This is a genomic window from Collinsella aerofaciens, from assembly GCF_040920445.1.
Classification (GTDB): Bacteria; Actinomycetota; Coriobacteriia; order Coriobacteriales; family Coriobacteriaceae; genus Collinsella; species Collinsella aerofaciens_BH.
Genome location: NZ_JBCOTQ010000017.1, coordinates 19,728 through 39,950 on the forward strand (window position 1 = coordinate 19,728; position 20,223 = coordinate 39,950).

A 20,223-nucleotide genomic window follows, 5' to 3' on the forward strand; every position below is an offset into this window, starting at 1 on the left:
CTACTCCTCCCCCATGAGCTCGCCGGCATTGCGGCGCAGCCACTCAAAGCACAGCGCGGTGGTCGCCTGGGCCACGTTGAGACTCTCGGTCATGCCGCGCTGGGGAAGCTTGGTCAAAAAGTCGCATTTCTCGAGCACCAGACGCGAGATGCCGTCGCCCTCGGAGCCCATGACGAGTGCCACGCGACCCTCGAAGGGGGCGTCCCAGCAACTGCCCTCGGCGTGCTCGGAGGCACCGCCCACCCAAAAGCCAGCGGCCTTGAGGTCATCGAGCGCACGGGCGATATTGGGAACCTGCGCGATGGGCAAATGCATGACGGCGCCGGCTGACGTCTTGTAGCTGCCCACGGTTACGCCAGCGGCACGCTTATTGGCGATGATGACACCGGCCGCGCCCACAACCTCGGCGGAGCGCACGATGGCGCCAAAGTTGCCGTCGTCGGTCACGTGGTCGAGCACAACGACGAGTGCCGGACCCTCGCCCGCGCGGTCGAGAATATCGGCAATATCGGCATAGGGGAAGTTGCCAACCTCGAGCGCAATGCCCTGGTGAGCGCCATGGCTCGACAGCGCATCGAGCTGCGCGCGCGGCACATACTTAACGCGGACGCCCGCGGCGTTGAGGTCGTCGACCAGGCGCGACAAGGCGGCATCGCGCTCCCCGCCCTCGGCAATGAGTGCGCACTTGATGGGAAAACCAGTGCGTAGTGCCTCGGCGGCAGCGCGACGACCTTCGATAAACTCGCCCTTGGGAGCCTGGACAGCGTCGCGGTTGCGATCGCGCTGCGGACGCGCAGCTTGGGTGCGATCGCGCTGGCCCTTGGAAGCGGCAGCGCGGTCATTTCGGCGAATCGGACGCGAGCCAGAAGCAGCCTGCTTGCCGCCACGAGGCGCACGCTTGCGATTGTCGGCCATAGGACGGCCTCCTTAAATAGATAACGAACAAGAATCGACCGTCCGAGCCACGGCACTTTGCCTTTCAATCGTCGGACATGACCACCAGGTCTATGCCCTCCTCTTTCAAGGCAATCTGCCGCACCTCGAACGGTCGACAAATACTAGAGAGTCTTAATACGAGTGCCCGCGGCAGTATCCTCGATCGTCAGGCCCAGGTCCTTGAGCTGGTCGCGGATGGCATCGGCCAGATCCCAGTTCTTGGCGGCGCGGGCCTCGGCGCGAGCCTCGAGAATCTTGGCAGCTGCCTCGTCCACATCGTCACCCGTGTAGGCAACCAGACCGGCGGCAACGCCCAGCAGGCCCAGCGGCAGCTCGACCTTGGGCTCGGGAAGCTCAACGCCAAACGTATCGAGCAACTCGGCCAGGGTATCGGCAGCGGCAAGCGCGGCGGCCTTGTCGGCAGCGTCGCCCGCCTGCTCCAGGTACTGGTTGCACTCGGTCACAAAGCCAAAGACGGCACCCATGGCACCGGCGGTGTTAAAGTCGTCGTCCATGCACTCCTTAAAGGCAGTACGAGTCTCGGCGGCCTTGGCGACAAACGCCTCGGCGGCAGCCTCATCGGCGTCGGCCGTCGCGTGGTTCGCAGCCCAACGCAGGTTCTCGACCGTGCCGGCGATACGCGTGAGCGAGTTCTCGGCACCCTCCAGGCGCTCCCAGGAGAAGTCGAGCGGCGAGCGATAGCTCGTCTGCAGCATCAGCAGGCGAAGGGCCGCGGCAGAGTGCTGCTCGAGCACCTCGGCCAGCGTAAAGAAGTTACCGAGCGACTTGGACATCTTCTCACCGTCTACCAGCAGCATGCCCGTGTGCATCCAGGTGTTGGAGAAGCCCTGGTGCCAGGCGCAGGTGGCCTGGGCGCACTCGTTCTCGTGATGCGGGAAGGCAAGGTCGGAGCCGCCGCCGTGGATGTCAATCGGGGTGCCCAGGTAGCGATGCACCATGGCGGCGCACTCGGTGTGCCAACCGGGACGGCCCTCGCCCCAGGGGCTCGGCCAGCTGGGCTCGCCGGGCTTGGCGGCCTTCCACAGGGCAAAGTCGAGCGGGTCGTTCTTGTCCTCGTTCTCCTCGATGCGCGCACCAACCATAAGGTCGTCGATGTTGCGGCCCGAGACCTGACCATAGTTGGGATCGCTGCGCACGGCAAAGTACACATCGCCGTTATCGGCTGCGTAAGCGTGGCCCTGCTCGATAAGCGTCTTGATCATGGCGATCATGGGGCCGATCTCCTTGGTGGCGCGGGGGCGCACATCGGGATCGAGCACGTTGGCGGCGCGCATGACGCCGATGAACTTGTCGGAGAACTCCGTCGCGACCTCGGCAGCCGTACGGCCCTGCTCGTTGGCGCGCTTGATGATCTTGTCATCGACATCGGTGAGGTTCTGGGCGAACGTGACCTCGTAGCCGCTCGCGATGAGCCAGCGACGAATCACGTCAAAGCTGATGAACGTGCGGGCATTGCCGATGTGGATGTTGTCGTAGACCGTGGGGCCGCACACATACATGCGGACCTTACCGGGCTCGATGGGCTGGAACTCTTCCTTTTTATGGGTAGCGCTGTTGTAGATACGCATTCGTTACTCCTTAACGGTTTTCTGTAGCAGGCAGACGGCCCAGGCGCCAATTCCCTCGCCTTGGCCTTCCCAGCCGAGTTTTTCGGTCGTAGTGGCAGCGACGCCCACGTTTTCGACGTCAACGCCCAGGGCATGGGCCAGGTTGGCGCGCATGGCATCGCGGTGCGGGGTGATCTTGGGCTGCTGGCAGGCAATGGTGCAATCGGCATCGACAAACTCAAAGCCCAACTCGCGCGCATAGTCCATCACACGGGCGAGCAGCACCATCGAGTCGGCGCCCTCATAGGCAGGATCGGTGTCGGGGAACAGCTTGCCGATGTCTCCCCCGCGGCAGGCGCCCAGAATGGCGTCGGCCAGCGCGTGCGCGAGCACATCGGCATCCGAGTGGCCCAGCAGACCGCGCTCGTAGGGAATGTCGACACCGCCGATAATACATCGACGCCCCTCCACCAGACGGTGAACGTCGTAGCCGTGTCCAATGCGCAGGTTACTGAACATGGGGAAGGTCCTCTCCCTCGGCCATGCGGCCGAGCAGAATCGCGGTTACGGGACGCAGGTCCTCGGGCACCGTCACCTTAAGGTTATCGCGCGGGCTCTGGACGCAGCGGACACGCCCACCCATGCGCTCGACCAGCGAAGAATCATCGGTCCCGATAAAACCCTCGGCGATAGCTGCGGTGTGGGCGCGCTTCATGGCGTCGACGCTAAAGATTTGCGGCGTCTGCGCGGTCCAATAGAGCTCGCGCGGCGGCGTCTCAACGATGTTGTCGCCGTCGACGATCTTGAGCGTGTCGATCGCGGGCTGGCCGCACACGACACCGTCGAGCGAGCGGTCGCCCACAAGCACGTCGATCGCACGATCGATGGCCTCGGTCGTGATGAGCGGACGAGCGCCGTCGTGAATGGCGACGTATTCAAAGCCTGCCGGAACCGCGTGCACGCCGGCTCGGGTGGAATCCTGACGGGTATCGCCGGCATCGGCAAAGCTGATGGGCGTGTCATAGTCAAACGGGTCGATAGCCAGGCGGCGCATCTCGGCACGACGCTCGGCAGGACAAACCACCACGATGTGGCCGACCTTTTCGCTACGGTCAAATGCGCGGATGGACCAGCTCATAAGCGGACGACCCGCTACATTGACGAGCTGCTTGCCACCGGGGTTACCAAAGCGCTGGCCGCTGCCACCGGCAACGACCACGGCGCATACGGGCGCCATTATGCGTTCCCCTGTTTGGTGCCCTTCATGCGGTACAGGGAGTCCGCAAGAATGGCAGGGTTGTTAACGCCAAAGTCGCCCAGGCGCTCCGGATCCTCGCTGATGTCGTCCATGAGTTCCTGCAGCGAGCCGTACTCGTCGACAATCTTCTCGGCCACGCCGTCGCGCACGACGGACACGCGCGAAAGCGTGCGCAGGCCCAGCGGCGTCATGACGGAGTCCTCATCCAGGTCGTCATAACCCAGAACCGCCGCCACATGCTGTGGGTCGGACAGGTCCTTAGGCGTCATGCGGCTAAGCTCGGCGCGAATCTTCTCGGCATTTGCCTCGGAGGAGTCGCTCGCGTAGTCGCGGATCATCAGGTCATACTCGGTATCCATACTGGAGCCGGCGAGCTGCTCGAGCTGCATCTGCACGAGCTTGCCCTGGTTGCCCAGCTTGACGATGCAATCCTTAAGCTCAGTCTTTGCCTGCTGCATGATCTCGAAGCTCGAGAAAATACCGGTAATGTCGGCGAGCGTAACGTAGTCGTCGAGCTCAAGGGCCGTCAGGCGCAGCAGGGAGCGATCAAGCGACTGACGGGTGGTCTGAAGCGTAGCGACGAGCTGGTTGACCGAGCTCATGATGGTGGTGACAGGCTGGATCTCGTAGCTCTTGCCGTGAACGTACACGTTGACGACGGCACGACGGGCCGAGACCGAGATCACGATGGCATCGGTGAGCACCGACATGCGAGCGGCGGTGCGGTGACGCATGCCCGTCTCGCTCGTGGCAAGCGAGGGATCGGGATTGAGGTGGAAGTTGGCGCGCAGGATCTGGGTGAGGTCGCCGTCGATAACGATAGCGCCGTCCATCTTGGAGAGCTCGAACAGACGGTTCGAGGTGAACGAAATGTTGAGCGGGAAGCCGTCGTTACCGGCAGCGAGCACGTTTTCGGTGTCGCCGACGCAGATAAGGGCGCCCAGGTGACCGGCGATGATCATGTCGAGGGCGGTGCGGATCGGCTGACCAGGTGCCGTCAGGCGGATGGCCTGTTCCATACGCTTTTGCAGCTCGTTCTTATCCAAGGCATCGCTCCCATCGTATACGCTCCATAAACGCTAAATAGTTTCTCACGGTTTGTCCCCGCAGCAGCCACGAAATCCGATGCTTACAGAATGAGCGAACACCGCTTAGGTAGCTCATTTGGGACGGGGCTCCTTTGACTGCTCATGTGGTAGCATCGGGTCTCATATAAATGAGGGAGTAGTCGCGTAATCGGGCTCGCCCGCAGAGAGGGAGCCAGACTATGGGACTCGCAGAGCTCGTGTTGCTCGCCGTTGGCCTTTCGATGGACGCCTTTGCCGTTTCCATCTGCAAGGGTCTCGGCATGAAAAAGATCAACCTTAAAGTCGCCGTGGTGCTCGGCCTGTTCTTTGGCGGCTTCCAGGCCGGCATGCCCGTGATCGGATGGGCGCTTGGCAGCCAATTCATGGGCATCATCGGCCCTATCGACCACTGGATCGCCTTTATCCTTTTGGCCTTTATCGGCGGCAAAATGCTGTGGGAAGCCTTTACCGAGGACGAGGATGAGGACGAAGGCGACGGCAAGGATGCCGAAAAGATTGACCTGGGTGAGTATCTAATCCTCGCCATTGCCACCTCGATTGACGCCCTGGCCGTAGGCATCTCGTTTGCGGCGCTCTCGGTCGATATCGTTCCCGCCGTATCGCTTATCGGCGTCACAACGTTTATCTTCTCCGTCGCCGGCGTAGCGATCGGCCACGCCTTTGGCGCACGCTACGAAAAACCCGCCACCATCGTGGGCGGCGTTGTACTCATCCTCATCGGGCTTAAGATCTTGCTTGAGCATCTGGGGATTCTCGCGATATAAAAAGCGCCTCTCATAAGCTCAACGTCAATGTAGAAGTCTCATGCAGAGTTTTGCATAATGCCTATTCGTGCAGACTTTTGCATGTCATACTGATATGCAAAAGTCTGCACGTTAGGAGATTGCCGTGGATACCCTTCCCATCACCACGCCGCGCCAAGCTGGCATCTACGTGCGCCAGGCACGCGACTCACAGGGAATCACCCGTGCGGCCCTCGCTAAAAAAGCCGGTGTTTCGGAGCGCCTGCTCGCATCGCTCGAGCTGGGAGATGCCACCGGCATTCGACTCGACAAGCTATTGGTGATCTTTAATGCTCTCGGACTGGCGCTCGCCGCTCAAGGGGATATCGTCAAAACGAATAACGAGCAATCAGCCAACGTTCCGCATGCCGATCTGCAAACTCGCAGCACCCCCAGACGCCATCGCGCTCAACGTCCCTCTCATAGCTACCGTTGCTGTGCCGCCATTCCGGTTCTTGCAGACGCCCCCTTTACGTCTGAACTCTACGACAAAGCCTTCGCCGATTTCGCCATGTCCAATCTCGGAGTCTCGATTGCCGCAAACGCATCTAACCAAACCAAGCCCGAAGGGAAATAGCCAATGGCCAGAACATCACTTCGGACCTTTATTTGCGGTGTACCTGCGGGAACGCTCACGCAAGATGAGAACGGTCTTATCAGCTTTACCTACGATCATGACTATGACGGGCCAGCCCTATCGACCAACATACCCGTATCGAATCGCACATACGGACAACAGGTCATGAATCCGTACCTGTTTGGCCTTCTACCCGACAGCGAGGACCAACGAAAAGCGATTGCCGCCAAATTCGACGTTAGGCCCAACAATCCCGTTGCGTTGCTCAGCCATATCGGACTCGACTGTCCGGGCGGAGTGCAGTTTTGTGCCGAAGAAGATGCCGACGCCGTCCTGCATCGCGCTGGCGAATACCGCCCTATAGACGACCACGAAATTGCTCTCCGTCTCAAGTCGATCAGAGATGACCGCGATGCATCGTGGATGGGTCTAGATGAAAGTTGGTCACTTGGAGGCAACCAGGGCAAGTTCGCACTCGCACTCATAGACGGTCGCTGGTGCGAATGCGTAGGTTCCTCGCCCACGACGCATATTTTCAAAAATGGTGTTATCGGATTTAAGCTCGAAGCGCTTAATGAGTTTGTCTGCATGAAAAGCGCCCAGCGCGCGGGTATCGCAACGGCGAACGTTGAGTATCGCTTATTTGAGGACGAACCCGCCCTCATTGTTGAGCGCTATGACCGTGTGAATGTCAAAGACGGGACAATCATGCGTCTACACCAAGAAGACCTCTGTCAGGCCCTTGGAGTGATGCCCGCTCAAAAGTACACGGCAGACGGCGGCCCGACCGCACGCGATATTCAGGAACTCCTCGTCAATACGAGCCATCATCAACTTAACCTGTATCTGTTTACGCAGATACTTTTCTTTAACGCCATCATCGGCGCACCGGACGCGCATGCGAAGAACTATTCCCTGCTTCTTGGAAACGGCGGCACAGCTATGATGGCCCGTATGTATGACGTTGCATCTGGGCTGGCATACGAACGTATGCGGCGAAAAGCGCGCCTCGCCATGAGCGTTGGCGGCGAAAACCGTGTGGGACGCATCGGTCCAGGCGCTATCCGCCGATACCACGGTATGGGCGACCCCGCGCTGGAGGCGGCACTCACCGATGCCGGGCTATCCGAGAAGTTTTGCTTTGCGACCATGATGGACCTCGCCTACGAGGTACCCATTTGCATGGAAGAGGTCATGGACGAATACGCCGATCTGCCCGGCATGGCGGACCTGCGCAAGCATATGCTCGGGCCCGTCCGCGAAAACTGCCAGCGCACCCTCGACCTCATCAAGGCGGATATGGGCTAGACGCCAATCAATTTCCCATTTCTTAAAAGAAGAGAGGGGGCACCCGCCGCAAAAGCTCGGGTACCCCCCCTCTCGTAATGTCATTTGCAATCCATCAGCAAAGGTTTTGGATCGCCGTCAATGCGACCTTTACGCAGCGAGGCGCTTGAGGACGTCGATGAGCAGCTCGTAGAAGCGCTCGGCAGAAGCGAGCTCCATGCTCTCGTCCGGGGTGTGGACATCGGAGAGCGTCGGGCCCACGGCGATGGCGTCCAGGCCGTGCAGGGCCTCGGCAAACAGGCCGCACTCAAGGCCGGCGTGAATGGACTCGATGCGCAGCTCGGAGCCAAAGAGCTCGCGATAGCTCTCGACAAAAACGTCGCGGACCGGCGAATGCTCGGCATAGCTCCAGCCAGGATACTCGAACTCAAACTTGGCGTCAAAGCCCAGGACATCGGCAAGCGTCTGCAGGCGGTCCTTGAACTCGTTCTGCAGCGAGGTGATCGAGGAGCGCGGGGACAGCATGATCTTGACCTGGTCGTCAGAGGTGGCAACCACACCGATGTTGGAGGAAACCTCGACGGAGCCGTCGGTGGCGACGTTGCGGCGAATCACGCCGTTAGGGGCAAGACGCAGAGCGCGGATGAGGGCAAGCGCGGACTTCTGGTCCATGGCCTCGACCTCGGCGTCGTCGGCAATCTCGACGGTGCAGGTAAAGCCGGGGTCGAAGACCTCGAGCTCGGCAGTGACGTCGGCGATGATGCCCTTTGCGATCTGGGCCGCCGCCTCGGCAGCAGCATGGTCGGCGTAGACCAGAACAGCCTTGCACTCACGGTTGATGGCGTTGTCCTTGGTGCCGCCGTTAAAGCTGACGATGGCGGGCTCGCCGGCGACCATCAGGCGGTCGATGATGCGGGCCATGATGAGGTTGCCGTTGCCGCGCTCCAGGTGGATATCGCTGCCGGAGTGACCGCCCAGCAGGCCGGAGATGTCGAGCGTGAGGGTGCTACCGGTCTTGTGCTCGCGCGCGATCGGGCAGGTGTAGGTAACGACGACGCCGCCGGCGCAGCTGACGGTGGCAACGCCCTCTTCCTCGGAGTCAAGGTTAATCATGGTGCGAGCGCTAATCTGGGACTTGTCGAGCGTCTCGGCGCCGACCAGGCCAGTCTCCTCGTCGGTGGTGAATACGCACTCGAGGGCGGGGTGAACGATCGAATCGTCATCGAGAACAGTGAGCATCAGAGCGACGGCAATACCGTTGTCGGCGCCCAGCGTGGTGCCGTTAGCGGTGAGGACGCCGTCCTTGACGACCAGGTCGATACCATCGGTCGTAAAGTCGTGCTCAACGGAGCCCAGCTTGTCGCACACCATGTCGATGTGACCCTGCAGCATCACGGTCGGGGCATTCTCGGCGCCGGCAGATGCGGGCTTGCGAATGATGACGTTGTAGACCTCGTCCTGATACACATCGAGGCCGCGCTCCTTGGCAAACGCGACCAGGAAATCGCTGATGCCCTTCTCGTTGCCAGACCCGCGGGGAATCGCGCTGACCTCCTCAAAGAAATGGAACAGCTGGGCGGGCTCGTAGCCGGTAATCTTGTAGTCCATGGTGCCTCCTTGGCGCAACTGGTTAGACAGTAAGACATGCGCCTTGTATATTCCCAGACTTTACGTGCATAAACCAGTCGAAAACGCCGAGCGCCCTCGCATCATCGGCTAACGGTGGACCGCATAGCGTAACGGTCACAACTTCGCAGTTCTACAAATCGAGGCGCCCTTGCCAGAGCGCCTCGATTGCGCGTATCAAATTGTCGCCACGCCCTACAACGCGCCGGAACCGGCTTGCATCATGCCGCCGGGGCCCGAGGTCACGCCGCCGCTCACGGGCGCGGCGTTGCCGGTGTGCGGTGCCGCCGGAGCGGTATCGCCACCGAGCGTGCCCGCCGGACGCGGTGCCGGGATCTCACCCGTGCCGTGGCTAAAGACAAACTTGCCATCGGTCACGTCGCACAGGACGGTATCGCCCTCGCCCCACTCGCCGGCCAGAAGCTCCTCGGACAGCGGGTCCTCGATGAGCTTTTGGATGGCACGGCGCAGCGGACGCGCACCGTTGGTGAGGTCGGTGCCCTCGGCCACGATCTTGTCATAGGCCGCATCGGTGAGCTTAATGTTCATGCCGTTGGCAATCAAACGCTGACGCAGGTCGTCCACCAGCAGGTGAGCGATCTTGGTGAGATTCTCGCCCGAGAGCTTCTGGAACACCACGATGTCGTCGATACGGTTGAGCAGCTCGGGGCGGAACAGGCGCTTGAGCTCGCCCATCGCGCGACCACGGATCTCACTCGACGTGAGACCCTGCTCGCCGGTGGTGCCAAAGCCAACGCTCGTATCCTGCGCAATCTCGCGGGCGCCCACGTTTGACGTCATGATGATCACCGTATTGCGGAAATCGACCGTCTTGCCCTGGCTATCGGTCAGACGCCCCTCCTCCAGCACCTGCAGCAGGATATTGAAGATGTCGGGGTGCGCCTTCTCGATCTCATCGAACAGCACGACCGAGTACGGGTGGCGACGAACAGCCTTGGTGAGCTGGCCGCCCTCGTCGTGACCGACGTAACCCGGAGGGCTACCGATAAGCTTGGAGACCTCGAACTCGCTGCCGAACTCCGACATGTCGAAGCTGATGAGCGCGTCCTTGCTGCCAAAGAGATACTCGGCGAGCGTCTTGGCGAGCTCGGTCTTGCCCGTGCCGGTGGGGCCCAGGAAGATAAAGCTGCCGCCGGGGCGACGCGGATCCTTGAGCGGCGAGCGACTGCGGCGCACGGCCTTGGCAACGGCCTCGACGGCCTCGTCCTGGCCGATAATGCGGGTCTTGAGCACGCTTTCGGCCTGTAGCAGGCGACGGCTCTCGCTCTCGGTAAGCGAGGACACCGGCACGCCCGAGGTCACGGACACGATATCGGCGATCTGACTCACATCGATGGTGAGCGGGCTGGCGTCGAGCTCGGCGGTCCAGGCGGCCTTGGCCTCGGCGAGCTCAATCTCGGCGGCCTTCTGCCGCTCGGTAATCTCGGCGGCCTTGTTCATGTCGTCGCTCTCGGTGGCCTCCTGCGCGGCGGCCTTGAGCTCCTCTATGCGATGCTCGGCCTCGCGCACCGGCTCGGGCGCGCGATTCGCGGCGATGCGAGCGCGGGCACCGGCCTCGTCAATGAGGTCGATGGCCTTATCGGGCAGGAAGCGATCCTGGATGTAGCGGTTGGAAAGGTTCGCGGCGGCCTCGATAGCACCCTGCGTATAGCGCACATGGTGGTGCTCCTCGTAGCGCGGCTTGAGCGCGGTCAGGATCTTGACCGTGTCCTCGACGCTCGGCTCCTCGACATCGATGGTCTGGAAGCGACGCTCGAAGGCCGGGTCCTTGGTGAGGTACTTGCGGAATTCCTCGGCCGTGGTGGCGCCGATAATCTGGAAGGCACCGCGCGCGAGCACGGGCTTGAGCATAGAGCTCGCGTCGATGGAGCCCTCAGCAGAACCGGCACCGATGATGGTGTGCATCTCGTCGATAAACAGGATGACGTCGTCGGCTTCGGTGGCCTCTTGGATCACGTTCTTGAGGCGCTCCTCAAACTCGCCGCGATACTTGGCACCCGCCACGAGGCCCGGCAGGTCGAGCGTCCAGATATTCTGGTTCATGAGGTTCTCGGGCACGTTGCCGGCTGCAATCTGCTGAGCCAGGCCCTCGACGATGGCCGTCTTGCCCACGCCGGGGTCGCCCAGAATGAGCGGGTTGTTCTTGGTGCGGCGCGAAAGAATTTCCATCATACGCTGGACTTCCTTTTCGCGACCAATTACAGGGTCGAGCTCGCCATCGCGCGCCTTCTGCGTGAGGTTGGTCGCGAACTGCTTAAGCGTATCGGTGCCACTCCCCTTTTGCTGAGAGGCATCCGAGCCGCTAAAGAACGGCAGGCCCGCACCGGGACGCCCGGCACCGGCGCCGGCGAGCGGACGCTTCTTGTCCTGGTCCTTGGCAGTGAGTTTCTCGATAGCCTTTTTGATAGAGGCGGACGACACACCCAGGCGCATGAGGATGTCCATGGCCATGCCGTTGCCCTCTTCGACGATGCCGATCAGCAAGTGCTCGGTCGACACGTAGGTCTGGTTATTCTCACGCGCCACGCGGAATGAACGCTCCATAACGCTAATGACGAGCGGCGTAAAGGCGAGCTTAGCCGCCTCGGTCTCCTCACTGGGCTCGGGAACCGTGGTCTGGACCTCCTTGAGGGTGTCCATGATGTCGTCGTAGGAGATATCAAGCGAGCGCAGTGCCTCGGCGGCAATGCCCTCGTCCTCCTTGGCAAGCGCGAGCAGCAGGTGCTCGGTGCCCACCTTATTTGAATGAAGATCGAGCGCCTCCTGTTTGGCCATCGACATGACCTTGCGCGCTCGATCGGTAAATCTATCTAACATGCTCGTTTCCTTACATGAGTTCATCGAAATCAAAACGCCCGCCCGTCGGCGGCGCTTTTGTCTCTTTACCCACAGGTTGTCTATGTTAACAGCTGGAGGAATATCTATAAACCCGGCTCACATGAATGCAGGTTATGACCGCATCGCGGGACTCACCGCGCGATGCGCGACAGGCGCCCCGCAAGAGAAACCCTAGGCGTCTTTCACCACGTCGGGACTCGTCGCACGCGATGCGCGATAGGCATCGGCCTCCTTGGAGACGCGTTCGAGCAGCTCGGATGTATCGACGCCCTCGACTTGCGCGACCGTTTCCACCGTCTGCATGGCGACCGCCCTCAGGTACGCGCACGCGCTGTCCCCCAGCTGCTCGAGGTCTATCTCCTCGCCGCCCTCCCGGGCAAAGCCGACCGCCATCACAAAGTCCATGATGCCCGAGACCAGAAAGCCCACCGCAAAGCTCGAATCCGCCTTGAGCTCTTCTCCGTCGGGGTGGACGATCTCTCTCACGCGGTCGATGATGATCGTATGGATGCCCTGTACGACCTGCTCGGCGGCACCCGCCCTCATGGTGATGACGATGCGCCGCAGCAGGCAGCGGACGTCGCGCCGGTCGAACGCCGAAAGGTCGCCCTCGCTCGAAAAATGCCAGAGGGCATCGGTGATGAGCTCGTTATCCTGTAGCAGTTGGGCTATGGCGATGGCGACGAGTTCATCGAAATCGTGAAAATAGTAGTAAAACGTTCCGCGATTGCACCGGGCGGCGCGGGTCACCTCGCCAACCGACAGCTCGAAGATGCTGTTGTTCTCGATGAGCTCCCAAAACGCCTCGATGATACGGGTGCGTGCATCGGGCGCATCGGCGTCCTTACGCGGTCTCGCCATGCGCCTCACCGCACCCCTGCGCCTTGGCGTTCATGATGAGCATCTGAAGACGGTTCTCCACGTTGGCGAAGCTCACGTCGGGATCGTAGTCGAGCGGCAGGAACTGCGCCGTGGGATACTGCTCCTTGAGCGCATGGATGAGCCCGCGCCCCACGACATGGTTGGGCAGACACCCGAACGGCTGCAGGATCACGAAGTTGCGGCAGCCGCGCTTGGCGTGCTCGAGGATCTCCGCCGGAATCAGCACGCCCTCGCCCGCATCGAACGTATGGTGCAGGATCTTATCGCTCGCGCGCACGAGCTCGGGCATGCGCGTCGGCGGCTCGTAGAGCGGGCTCGCCGCGCCCAGGCGGTCGCAACGGTCGTGCGCGAGCTCGAACAGGTTGTCCGCCGTGGCGTACCAGGCCTTTTCGGGCAGCGACAGGTCGACGTGGAACTCGCGCGACTGCGCATGCTTGTAGAAATAGGTCTTGCGGATCACGTCGGTCATGCGCGCCTCGATGACCTCGAGCCCGTTGTCCTCGAGGTAGCGCTCGATCTCGTGGTTGGCGCCGAGATGGAAATTGAGCAGGTACTCGCCCACGATGAGAACGGTCGGATGCGGGTTCGAGCGGTCGTACGGAACGGCGTCCATGATCGCAAGCGCGCGTTTGAAGCCCGTCGCCTGGCCTCTCAGCCCGGAGCGCTCCATGCCCTCGATAACCTCATCGAGCGCGCGGTCGAACGCAGCGTCCGCCGCGCCCTTCTCGAGCTCGTAGGGACGGATGCGCCTAAGCATGGCCTCGAGGGCATCGATCATGGGAAGACCGTAGGCGATCTGGATGCTCGGGCCAAGGCCGAGCTTGAAGCCCGGATGCGCATTGTGGGCATCGACGTCGTCGTTGGTGAGCACCGGGACATAGTCGTATCCCGCGTCGTCGAGCGCGCGGCGCAGCAGGGGCATGTAGTGCGTCAGGCGGCAGTCGCCGATATACTTGCCAGTCACCACGGCGACGTCGTGCGGGTCGTACTTACCGCTCTCGAGTGCCGCGAGCGCCTCGCCGATCACGATTTGCGCGGGGAAGCAGATGTCGTTGTGCACATAGCGTTTGCCCAGGCGGATGGCATCCTCGCGCCCGATATCAAGGGCCTCGGCGCGCACGCCCTGATTGCGCATCGCCGCGGTCATGAGCCTGCAGAACGCATGGGAGGTGTTGGGGACCAGCGCGATCTTGTCGTGCCGGTCGCGCTTGGTGTACTTGACCTTATACGGGTCGTCGAGCGGATGGACCGCGTGCACCCGGGCGCCCTCGGCACGCTCCTCCGCGCGACGACGGTTGACCGACTCGATAAACGAACGCACGCGAATGCCCATGGGACCGGCGACGTCGCTCTCATCGAGCTTGATCATCATCGGAACCTTGGAGCCCATCTCGCCCATCATGCGCGCGATCTCATCGGTGAGATACGCATCGTGGCCGCAGCCGAAGCTGCCCATCTGCACGAGCTCGAGCTCGGGCGTCGATGCGACGATGACCGCGCACGACAGCATGCGCGCATGGTAGTTGTTCACGATGTCGATGCGGCTGTTGGAAAGATCGACGTTGCAGACCCCCGGCACCGCATCGGGCGTCAGCACGGGGATGCCGCGCTCAGAGAAGAGCTTGGGCAGCCCGTGGTTGACCAGCGGGTCGTTGTGGTACGGGCGCGAAGCGATCACCACCGCGTAGCCGCCGTCCTCGCGCACGTTCTCGAGCACCTGCCTGCCGCGCAGCTGCAGCTGGTTCTCAAACGTCTGCTGCGCGCGGTCCGCCTGCTCGGTCGCCTTGGCAACCAGGTCGGCATCGATATCGAAGGTCTCCTTGCACCACGCCTTGAGCTGGCGGTTTCGGTCGCCCTCGTCGTACCAGTGGAACAGCGGCGTATCGAACGGAACGCCGAAACGCTCCTCCGGGTTATCGGAATTGCGCATCACGTAGGGGTATCCCTTTACGACGGCGCACATCCACTCGCTGGTAGAGGCGGTGTTTTCGGTGGGCACCGTCGTGATGATGGGCATGAAGATGCGGTCGACGCCGGCGTCGACGAGATTGCGGATGTGCCCGTGGACGAGCTTGGCCGGGAAGCACACGGTGTCGGATGTGACGTGCGCCAGACCGCGCTCGTACATCGCCTTGGTGCTGCGTCCCGAGACGCGCACCTTAAAGCCGAGCGTGCTGAAGAACGTCGACCAGAACGGCATGGTGTCCCAGAACTCGAGCACACGGGGAATGCCGATCGTGACATCGCGCCCCCCGCAGACGGGAACCGTGGGGCACGACTCGAACAGCAGCTTCTCGCGGTCGACAAAGAGATTGGGGGCAGCCGCGGTCCGGTCGCGCCCCGTGCCGGGTGCCCGTGCCTCGCAAGCACCCTGCGGACGCAGCTCCTCCGCCGCGGGAACCTCGCGCACGAGCTCATCCCATGAGATGGCGCCGCCGCGCGGGCAGCGATTGCCCGTGACGTAAAGCGAGCCGTCGCCAAATGCCACGACCGCGCGCTGGCAGCGGTTGTTGCACCGACGGCAGGTAACGCCGCCGAACTCGCGATGCTCGAAGCGCTCCACGGCATCGAGCCCGATAAACGACGTGCCGGCGTCGCCCTTGCGGCATTCCTCGCGCGCGAGCAGGGCGATACCGATAGCGCCCATCAGCCCCGGGTGGGGCGCACGCGTGACGGGTTTGCCCAGATACTGCTCGAATGCGCGCAGCACCGCGTCGTTTCGGAACGTGCCGCCCTGGACGACGACTTTGTCGCCCAGACGGTTGAGATTTGAAACGCGAATGACCTTGGTGAACACGTTCTCGATAATCGAACGGCAGAGACCGGCCATGATGTCGCCCGGACCCTTACCGCGCCGCTGCTCGGAAACGACGCTGCTGTTCATGAACACCGTGCAGCGGCTGCCGAGAACGGCGGGGGCTTTGGACGAAAATGCCTCGGTCGCGATATCCTCAACGGCTATTCCGAGGTTTTTGGCAAAACCCTCGAGGAACGAGCCGCAGCCCGCAGAGCACGCCTCGTTGACGACGATATCGGTCAGCACGCCGTGGTTGAGCCAGATGGCCTTCATATCCTGTCCGCCGATGTCGAGCACGAAGGTCGCATCGGGAACGCATGCGCACGCGGCGCGGGCGTGCGCGACCGTCTCGACCGTATGGTAGTCGGCGTGGAACGCGCGCGCGAAAAGCTCCTCGCCGTATCCCGTGGTGCCCACGGCATCGATCGCAAGCGTGACTCCCGCTGTCTCCCAGCGGTTCTTCAAGCTGACAAGACCCTGTTGGGCGACGTCGAGCGGTCTGCCGTTATTAGACGCGTAGAACGAATCGACAAGCTCACCCGCCTCATCGACCAGGGCGAACTTGGTCGTCGTGCTCCCCGAATCGATACCGAGCGCCACACGCACCGTCTCTCCGGGCGCATACGCATCCGGACCCTTTGCCGGCGTCTCTTTGCCATGGCGTGCCGTAAAATCCGCCTGCTCGGCAGGTGTGGCAAAAAAGGGCTGGGCAAGACGTCCCTCCCCGCTTGCGGGCGCGACCGTCTCGAGCTTATCCAGCCGGACAAAAGCGTCGGGAAGGTCGATCGGTTGGGACGATGCGAACATGTCGGTCAGCGACAGGGCGGCACCGCGCGCGACCATGATCTGCGGATCGCGCGGGACGATAACCTGATCGTCCGATAGATTCAGTTGCTCCCGGAACACGCGGACCAGCGTGGGGTTGTAGGCGAGCGTACCGCCCTCGAAGATTACCGGCGGCTCGATGTCGATACCCTGGGCCAGACCGCCGATCGTTTGGCGGGCGACCGCGTGAAGCGCCGAAAGCGCCAGGTCGGTGGTAGGAATGCCCTCGTTGAGCAGCGGCTGGATATCGGTCTTTGCGTACACGCCGCAGCGGCCCGAGACCTCGTGGACGGTCGTTCCCCGGCTTGCGAGCTGCTCGAACTCGCCCGATTCGGTGCCGACCCCCATGAGCTTTGCCATCTCGTCGATAAATGCACCGGTACCGCCTGCGCACGAACCGTTCATGCGCATGTCGGCAACCTCGATGTCTCCCTTATCGTTGGTGCGGAAGAAGATCATCTTGGCGTCTTGGCCGCCCAGCTCGATGGCGCAGCGCGTCTGCGGATAGAACCTGCTGATCGCGAGCGCGTTGGCGACCACCTCCTGAACGTACGAGGCGCCCAGCGCGGTCGCGATATCGCGCGCACCCGAGCCGGTCACCGCAACGCGCAGCGACTCATGGGGAAAGCGCTCGGCGAGCTCGCCGAGCATGGCGCGCACGCTCGCTGTCTGACACGCCCCGTGGCGGCGATATCCCCACCACGCCTCGGTCATATCCTCGTGCATCGCGTAAACTTTGGTCGTCGTCGACCCTACGTCCAGTCCTACTAGCAACGCCATAATGCTCCGTCTCTCGCATTTTTCCTGCTAGAGATATACCACTCTACGTAATACAACAGACTGTTGTATTTAAACTCCGTATAAAAAGCGGCTGCCGAAACGCTTCAGCAGCCGCCGAATGCACCAACAGATTCTTCTGCGCGCTAGCACGTCGGGCAACGGAGCAGCACGGGCCCTCCGGTCATGCGCACCGCTCACGCCCGCGATGTCGCCGAGAGAGCTATCCACGCTTAGGGCTCCAACCAAGCAAGTCGCCCGCGCTCAGCAGATCCCTAAGCGAGCTACTCGCACTCAGGAGCCATAGCCTGCTCCAAGAGCTCGGCATGCTCCTCCTCGAAAACCGTCCCCACAGGGAAGGCGCGACGGAAGACGAAGTGGGAAATCGGACCGGCTACCAAAAGGTTCCACGGCAGCGCCATCACAAAATTATGCGGGATGTTGATCATCCAGATCGCAGGCACGGAATACAGGTTCGCAAGGATGCCGCCGGGCATGTGCGTCAGACCCTCGCAGGCACCGTACAGCGACATGATGATGACCATGGGAACGACCATGCAGGAGCTGACGGCGAGCGTCATGGCAAGTGGCGAGCTCTTGCCCGGCGTGACCAAGTACTTAAAGGCGAAACCCTTGGCGAGCGGGCTGGCGACGAACCAGTCGCAGCACATGGCAAAAATGTAGGCAACGGGGAAGCCGAGCCACGCAGCGGCAACGACCTCGCCGTTGATGGCCCCGTGCTGCAGGGCAACGTTGTAGATGCTCATCCAGAGCACCATGCAAAAGCACATGATAAAGGTGAACAGCAGGCTCTCTCGTTTGTTGATAGGCATAAAGGGCAGATTCCTCTCTGTGTTGTACCGCGGCGCCACGCAACAAAAACGGGCGGGCAAGATGGAGCTGTTGGAACTTCATCTCGCCCGCCCGTGGTACGCGCGTCTGCGACTACTTATGTGGTGGAACCAGCCTAGCACGAAACGCATGCGCTTCGTAAGCGTTGAGTTTATGAAGATGCAGGGCACCGATAATCCCCCGACCCCATAAGTTGCGGTGGAATACGGACTGTTTTGACCCTTTAAGCAGCAATTCAGTCCCTATTTCACCGCAACTCATTTGGTGCAAAGTAACCTGTCCCCCTTGCACCAATTAGCTGGTATGGCGCCAGCGAGGGTCGGTGAGGGTGCGCGCCACACCCAGCCCAACGGGCAGAAACGCCACGATGAGCACTGCACGCACAAACCAGCCGAGCATATTGACCGTGTCGAAAGTGCACATGTAATACATCGAGCGATACAGATACAAGCCAGGCACCATAATGACAATTGATGGCACCGTGAGGGCGATGCGTGGGTAGGTGAGCTTGATTTCGGCTAAGCTCGCGAGCAGCCCCGATACCAGCGCACCGGTAAACGAAGCCGCCTCGGGAGGCATGCCCGCACTCAGGCCCAAGAAGGGAAGCAGCGTCGGCGCATCGACGAGCGTAAGGCGCAAGGTATTAGACACGGCGCCGATGAGCCCTGCCGCCGCTGCCATCTTTACCGGACTGTTGAACATAACCGAGAAGCCAAATACGCCGATAAAGCTCATCAGCATGCGCAAGAGCGTAAGAGCCAGCGGTGAGAGACCAAGCGGGGCGAAGTCATCCGGCGCCAGTCCCACACACTCGGCAACCATCCAGCCTACGAGGGTCGCCATCACAATAATCGACACAGCATACGAAAGACGCTCGATGCCGCTTCGCATGTCGAGCTTAGCGATGTCGAGGCCTGCCGTAATGAGGGGAAAGCCGGGAATCACAAAGAGCATGGCGCCGATATAGCCTTCTTGGTGCGACATTGCCCCCGGTACGACCTGGCCAAGGCCGAGCAATGCCAGCAGATACGAAACGCAAGCGAGCGCAACGCCGATCGTCAGCGCGCTAAACTGGCCAAGGCCCTGCTTGAGAATATGGGAGCGAGCAAAGTTGCCGACACCAGCGCCTACGAACGCGCAGGCCATCTCGATAGGGCCGCCGCCGAGCAAAAAGACGAAGGCGCCACAAGCACAGGCCGCCGCAAGACCCTGTTGCCAGAGAGCGTAATCGGGCTTCGAGCTCTCAACGGTCTTGAGCATCTCGTGGTATTCGTGCACGGTAAACCGGCGCCCGTAAATCTCGATTTCCTTTAAGAAGCTCTCCATCATCCAGATGCGATGGGTATTGACTCCCGTTGTGGGCAGGCTGACAACCTCGTTAAAGCAGTGGCCATCTTCGATGCAGGTGCACTCAAACGACAGGAGACTCAGGTCGACGTGAATCGTGACGCCGAGCACGTCAGCAACACGATTCATGGTATCGCGCACGCGCCAGGCACCCGTTCCGCTCGCGAGCATAAGCATACCGGTGCGGCAGATGATGGATGATTTATCGGTGAGCGGCGCATCGACGGCAAGTTCATCGCCTGCCGTCACGATCTGGTGCCAGTCAGTTTTCATATGGAGCGCGCCGGCACGGACACCGTGGTGCATGGGGGCTCTCGAAAGCAGCGAGTCAAGGCGCGAAGACTGTGGGGGCTCCGCCGATTCGCCCTCGTCCTCGTCGGGCTCTTCATCGATCAGATCAAAGGAATCAAGCGGCGCTGGCTCGCGACGGTCGATCAGCTCCTCGTCCTCATCATCAAAGTAATTGAACTGATCGAGCATGTCCTCTTCGATAGCACGCTCGCTCGCATCGTCCATCCCGGTGCTCCCTTCCTATCGACTAACCCCCATCCTAGACAGCGACGGCTAAAGGAAACATAAAAGAGACGGCTGTCATGCGAGCCATGTGTGCAATAGCCGTTGGGTAGTCGTTTGAGAACGCCCCCAATGACTATTGACGGCCAAGGCAACGCCGATGCTATGGCACCGACAGACACTATGACCCAATCCGAGGGCACTAAAAAGATAGGAGCCCCCGCTCGTGACCGCGGGTCGGGGCTGCGA

The 20,223-nt window shown here is 61.5% G+C and carries 14 protein-coding genes; 3 read left to right on the forward strand and 11 right to left on the reverse strand.

Features of this window, described 5'->3' with window-relative positions:
* The 5 genes from rlmB to disA all read right to left on the reverse strand — a co-directional run bounded on the left by rlmB (nucleotide 1) and on the right by disA (nucleotide 4,781).
* Nucleotides 1-915 (reverse strand): 23S rRNA (guanosine(2251)-2'-O)-methyltransferase RlmB, encoded by a 915-nt coding sequence (rlmB, locus tag AB5405_RS04255; protein WP_346979498.1) that lies wholly within the window; start codon nucleotides 913-915, stop codon nucleotides 1-3.
* 143 nt (nucleotides 916-1,058) lie between these two features.
* A complete protein-coding gene (gene cysS, locus AB5405_RS04260; protein WP_346979499.1) occupies nucleotides 1,059-2,525 on the reverse strand; it encodes a cysteine--tRNA ligase in 1,467 nt (488 codons plus the stop codon).
* Nucleotides 2,526-2,528: 3 nt separating this feature from the next.
* Nucleotides 2,529-3,023, reverse strand: a complete 495-nt coding sequence (ispF, locus tag AB5405_RS04265) for a 2-C-methyl-D-erythritol 2,4-cyclodiphosphate synthase (RefSeq protein ID WP_006234975.1) — start codon at nucleotides 3,021-3,023, stop codon at nucleotides 2,529-2,531.
* Complete coding sequence (ispD, locus tag AB5405_RS04270) at nucleotides 3,013-3,741, reverse strand: 2-C-methyl-D-erythritol 4-phosphate cytidylyltransferase (protein ID WP_368137706.1); 729 nt, start codon at nucleotides 3,739-3,741, stop codon at nucleotides 3,013-3,015. Before ispD ends, ispF begins: the two co-directional genes overlap by 11 nt.
* Nucleotides 3,741-4,781 carry a DNA integrity scanning diadenylate cyclase DisA gene (gene disA / locus AB5405_RS04275; RefSeq protein WP_369796797.1) on the reverse strand — a complete coding sequence of 347 codons (1,041 nt, stop codon included), beginning with the start codon at nucleotides 4,779-4,781 and terminating at the stop codon, nucleotides 3,741-3,743. The genes ispD and disA overlap by 1 nt, the downstream gene beginning before the upstream one ends.
* 248 nt (nucleotides 4,782-5,029) lie before the next feature.
* On the opposite strand from disA, the gene AB5405_RS04280 reads away from it, so the two are divergent.
* The 3 genes from AB5405_RS04280 to AB5405_RS04290 all read left to right on the forward strand — a co-directional run bounded on the left by AB5405_RS04280 (nucleotide 5,030) and on the right by AB5405_RS04290 (nucleotide 7,517).
* Entirely contained in the window at nucleotides 5,030-5,614 is a 585-nt protein-coding gene (locus tag AB5405_RS04280) for a manganese efflux pump MntP (protein ID WP_346979501.1), read from the forward strand.
* A 124-nt stretch (nucleotides 5,615-5,738) separates the two neighbouring features.
* Nucleotides 5,739-6,209, forward strand: a complete 471-nt coding sequence (locus tag AB5405_RS04285; protein ID WP_346964768.1) for a helix-turn-helix domain-containing protein — start codon at nucleotides 5,739-5,741, stop codon at nucleotides 6,207-6,209.
* 3 nt (nucleotides 6,210-6,212) lie between these two features.
* On the forward strand, nucleotides 6,213-7,517 hold the full coding sequence (locus tag AB5405_RS04290; RefSeq protein ID WP_346979502.1) for a type II toxin-antitoxin system HipA family toxin: 1,305 nt from the start codon (nucleotides 6,213-6,215) through the stop codon (nucleotides 7,515-7,517).
* Nucleotides 7,518-7,646: 129 nt separating this feature from the next.
* Here the strand turns inward: AB5405_RS04290 and AB5405_RS04295 are convergent, their stop codons facing one another.
* The 6 genes from AB5405_RS04295 to AB5405_RS04320 all read right to left on the reverse strand — a co-directional run bounded on the left by AB5405_RS04295 (nucleotide 7,647) and on the right by AB5405_RS04320 (nucleotide 19,977).
* Entirely contained in the window at nucleotides 7,647-9,104 is a 1,458-nt protein-coding gene (locus AB5405_RS04295) for an aminoacyl-histidine dipeptidase (protein WP_346979503.1), read from the reverse strand.
* Between the two features lie 213 nt (nucleotides 9,105-9,317).
* Nucleotides 9,318-11,960, reverse strand: a complete 2,643-nt coding sequence (locus tag AB5405_RS04300) for an ATP-dependent Clp protease ATP-binding subunit (protein WP_346964771.1) — start codon at nucleotides 11,958-11,960, stop codon at nucleotides 9,318-9,320.
* Between the two features lie 192 nt (nucleotides 11,961-12,152).
* The gene (locus tag AB5405_RS04305) at nucleotides 12,153-12,842 is read right to left on the reverse strand and encodes a TetR/AcrR family transcriptional regulator (protein ID WP_055285228.1); all 690 of its coding nucleotides are present in this window, start codon (nucleotides 12,840-12,842) and stop codon (nucleotides 12,153-12,155) included.
* The gene (locus AB5405_RS04310) at nucleotides 12,826-17,265 is read right to left on the reverse strand and encodes an acyl-CoA dehydratase activase (RefSeq protein ID WP_346979504.1); all 4,440 of its coding nucleotides are present in this window, start codon (nucleotides 17,263-17,265) and stop codon (nucleotides 12,826-12,828) included. The genes AB5405_RS04305 and AB5405_RS04310 overlap by 17 nt, the downstream gene beginning before the upstream one ends.
* A gap of 281 nt (nucleotides 17,266-17,546) precedes the next feature.
* A complete protein-coding gene (locus AB5405_RS04315) occupies nucleotides 17,547-18,095 on the reverse strand; it encodes a DUF2798 domain-containing protein (protein ID WP_055285230.1) in 549 nt (182 codons plus the stop codon).
* A gap of 313 nt (nucleotides 18,096-18,408) precedes the next feature.
* Nucleotides 18,409-19,977 carry a threonine/serine exporter family protein gene (locus AB5405_RS04320; RefSeq protein WP_368137707.1) on the reverse strand — a complete coding sequence of 523 codons (1,569 nt, stop codon included), beginning with the start codon at nucleotides 19,975-19,977 and terminating at the stop codon, nucleotides 18,409-18,411.
* Nucleotides 19,978-20,223 lie beyond the last annotated feature (246 nt).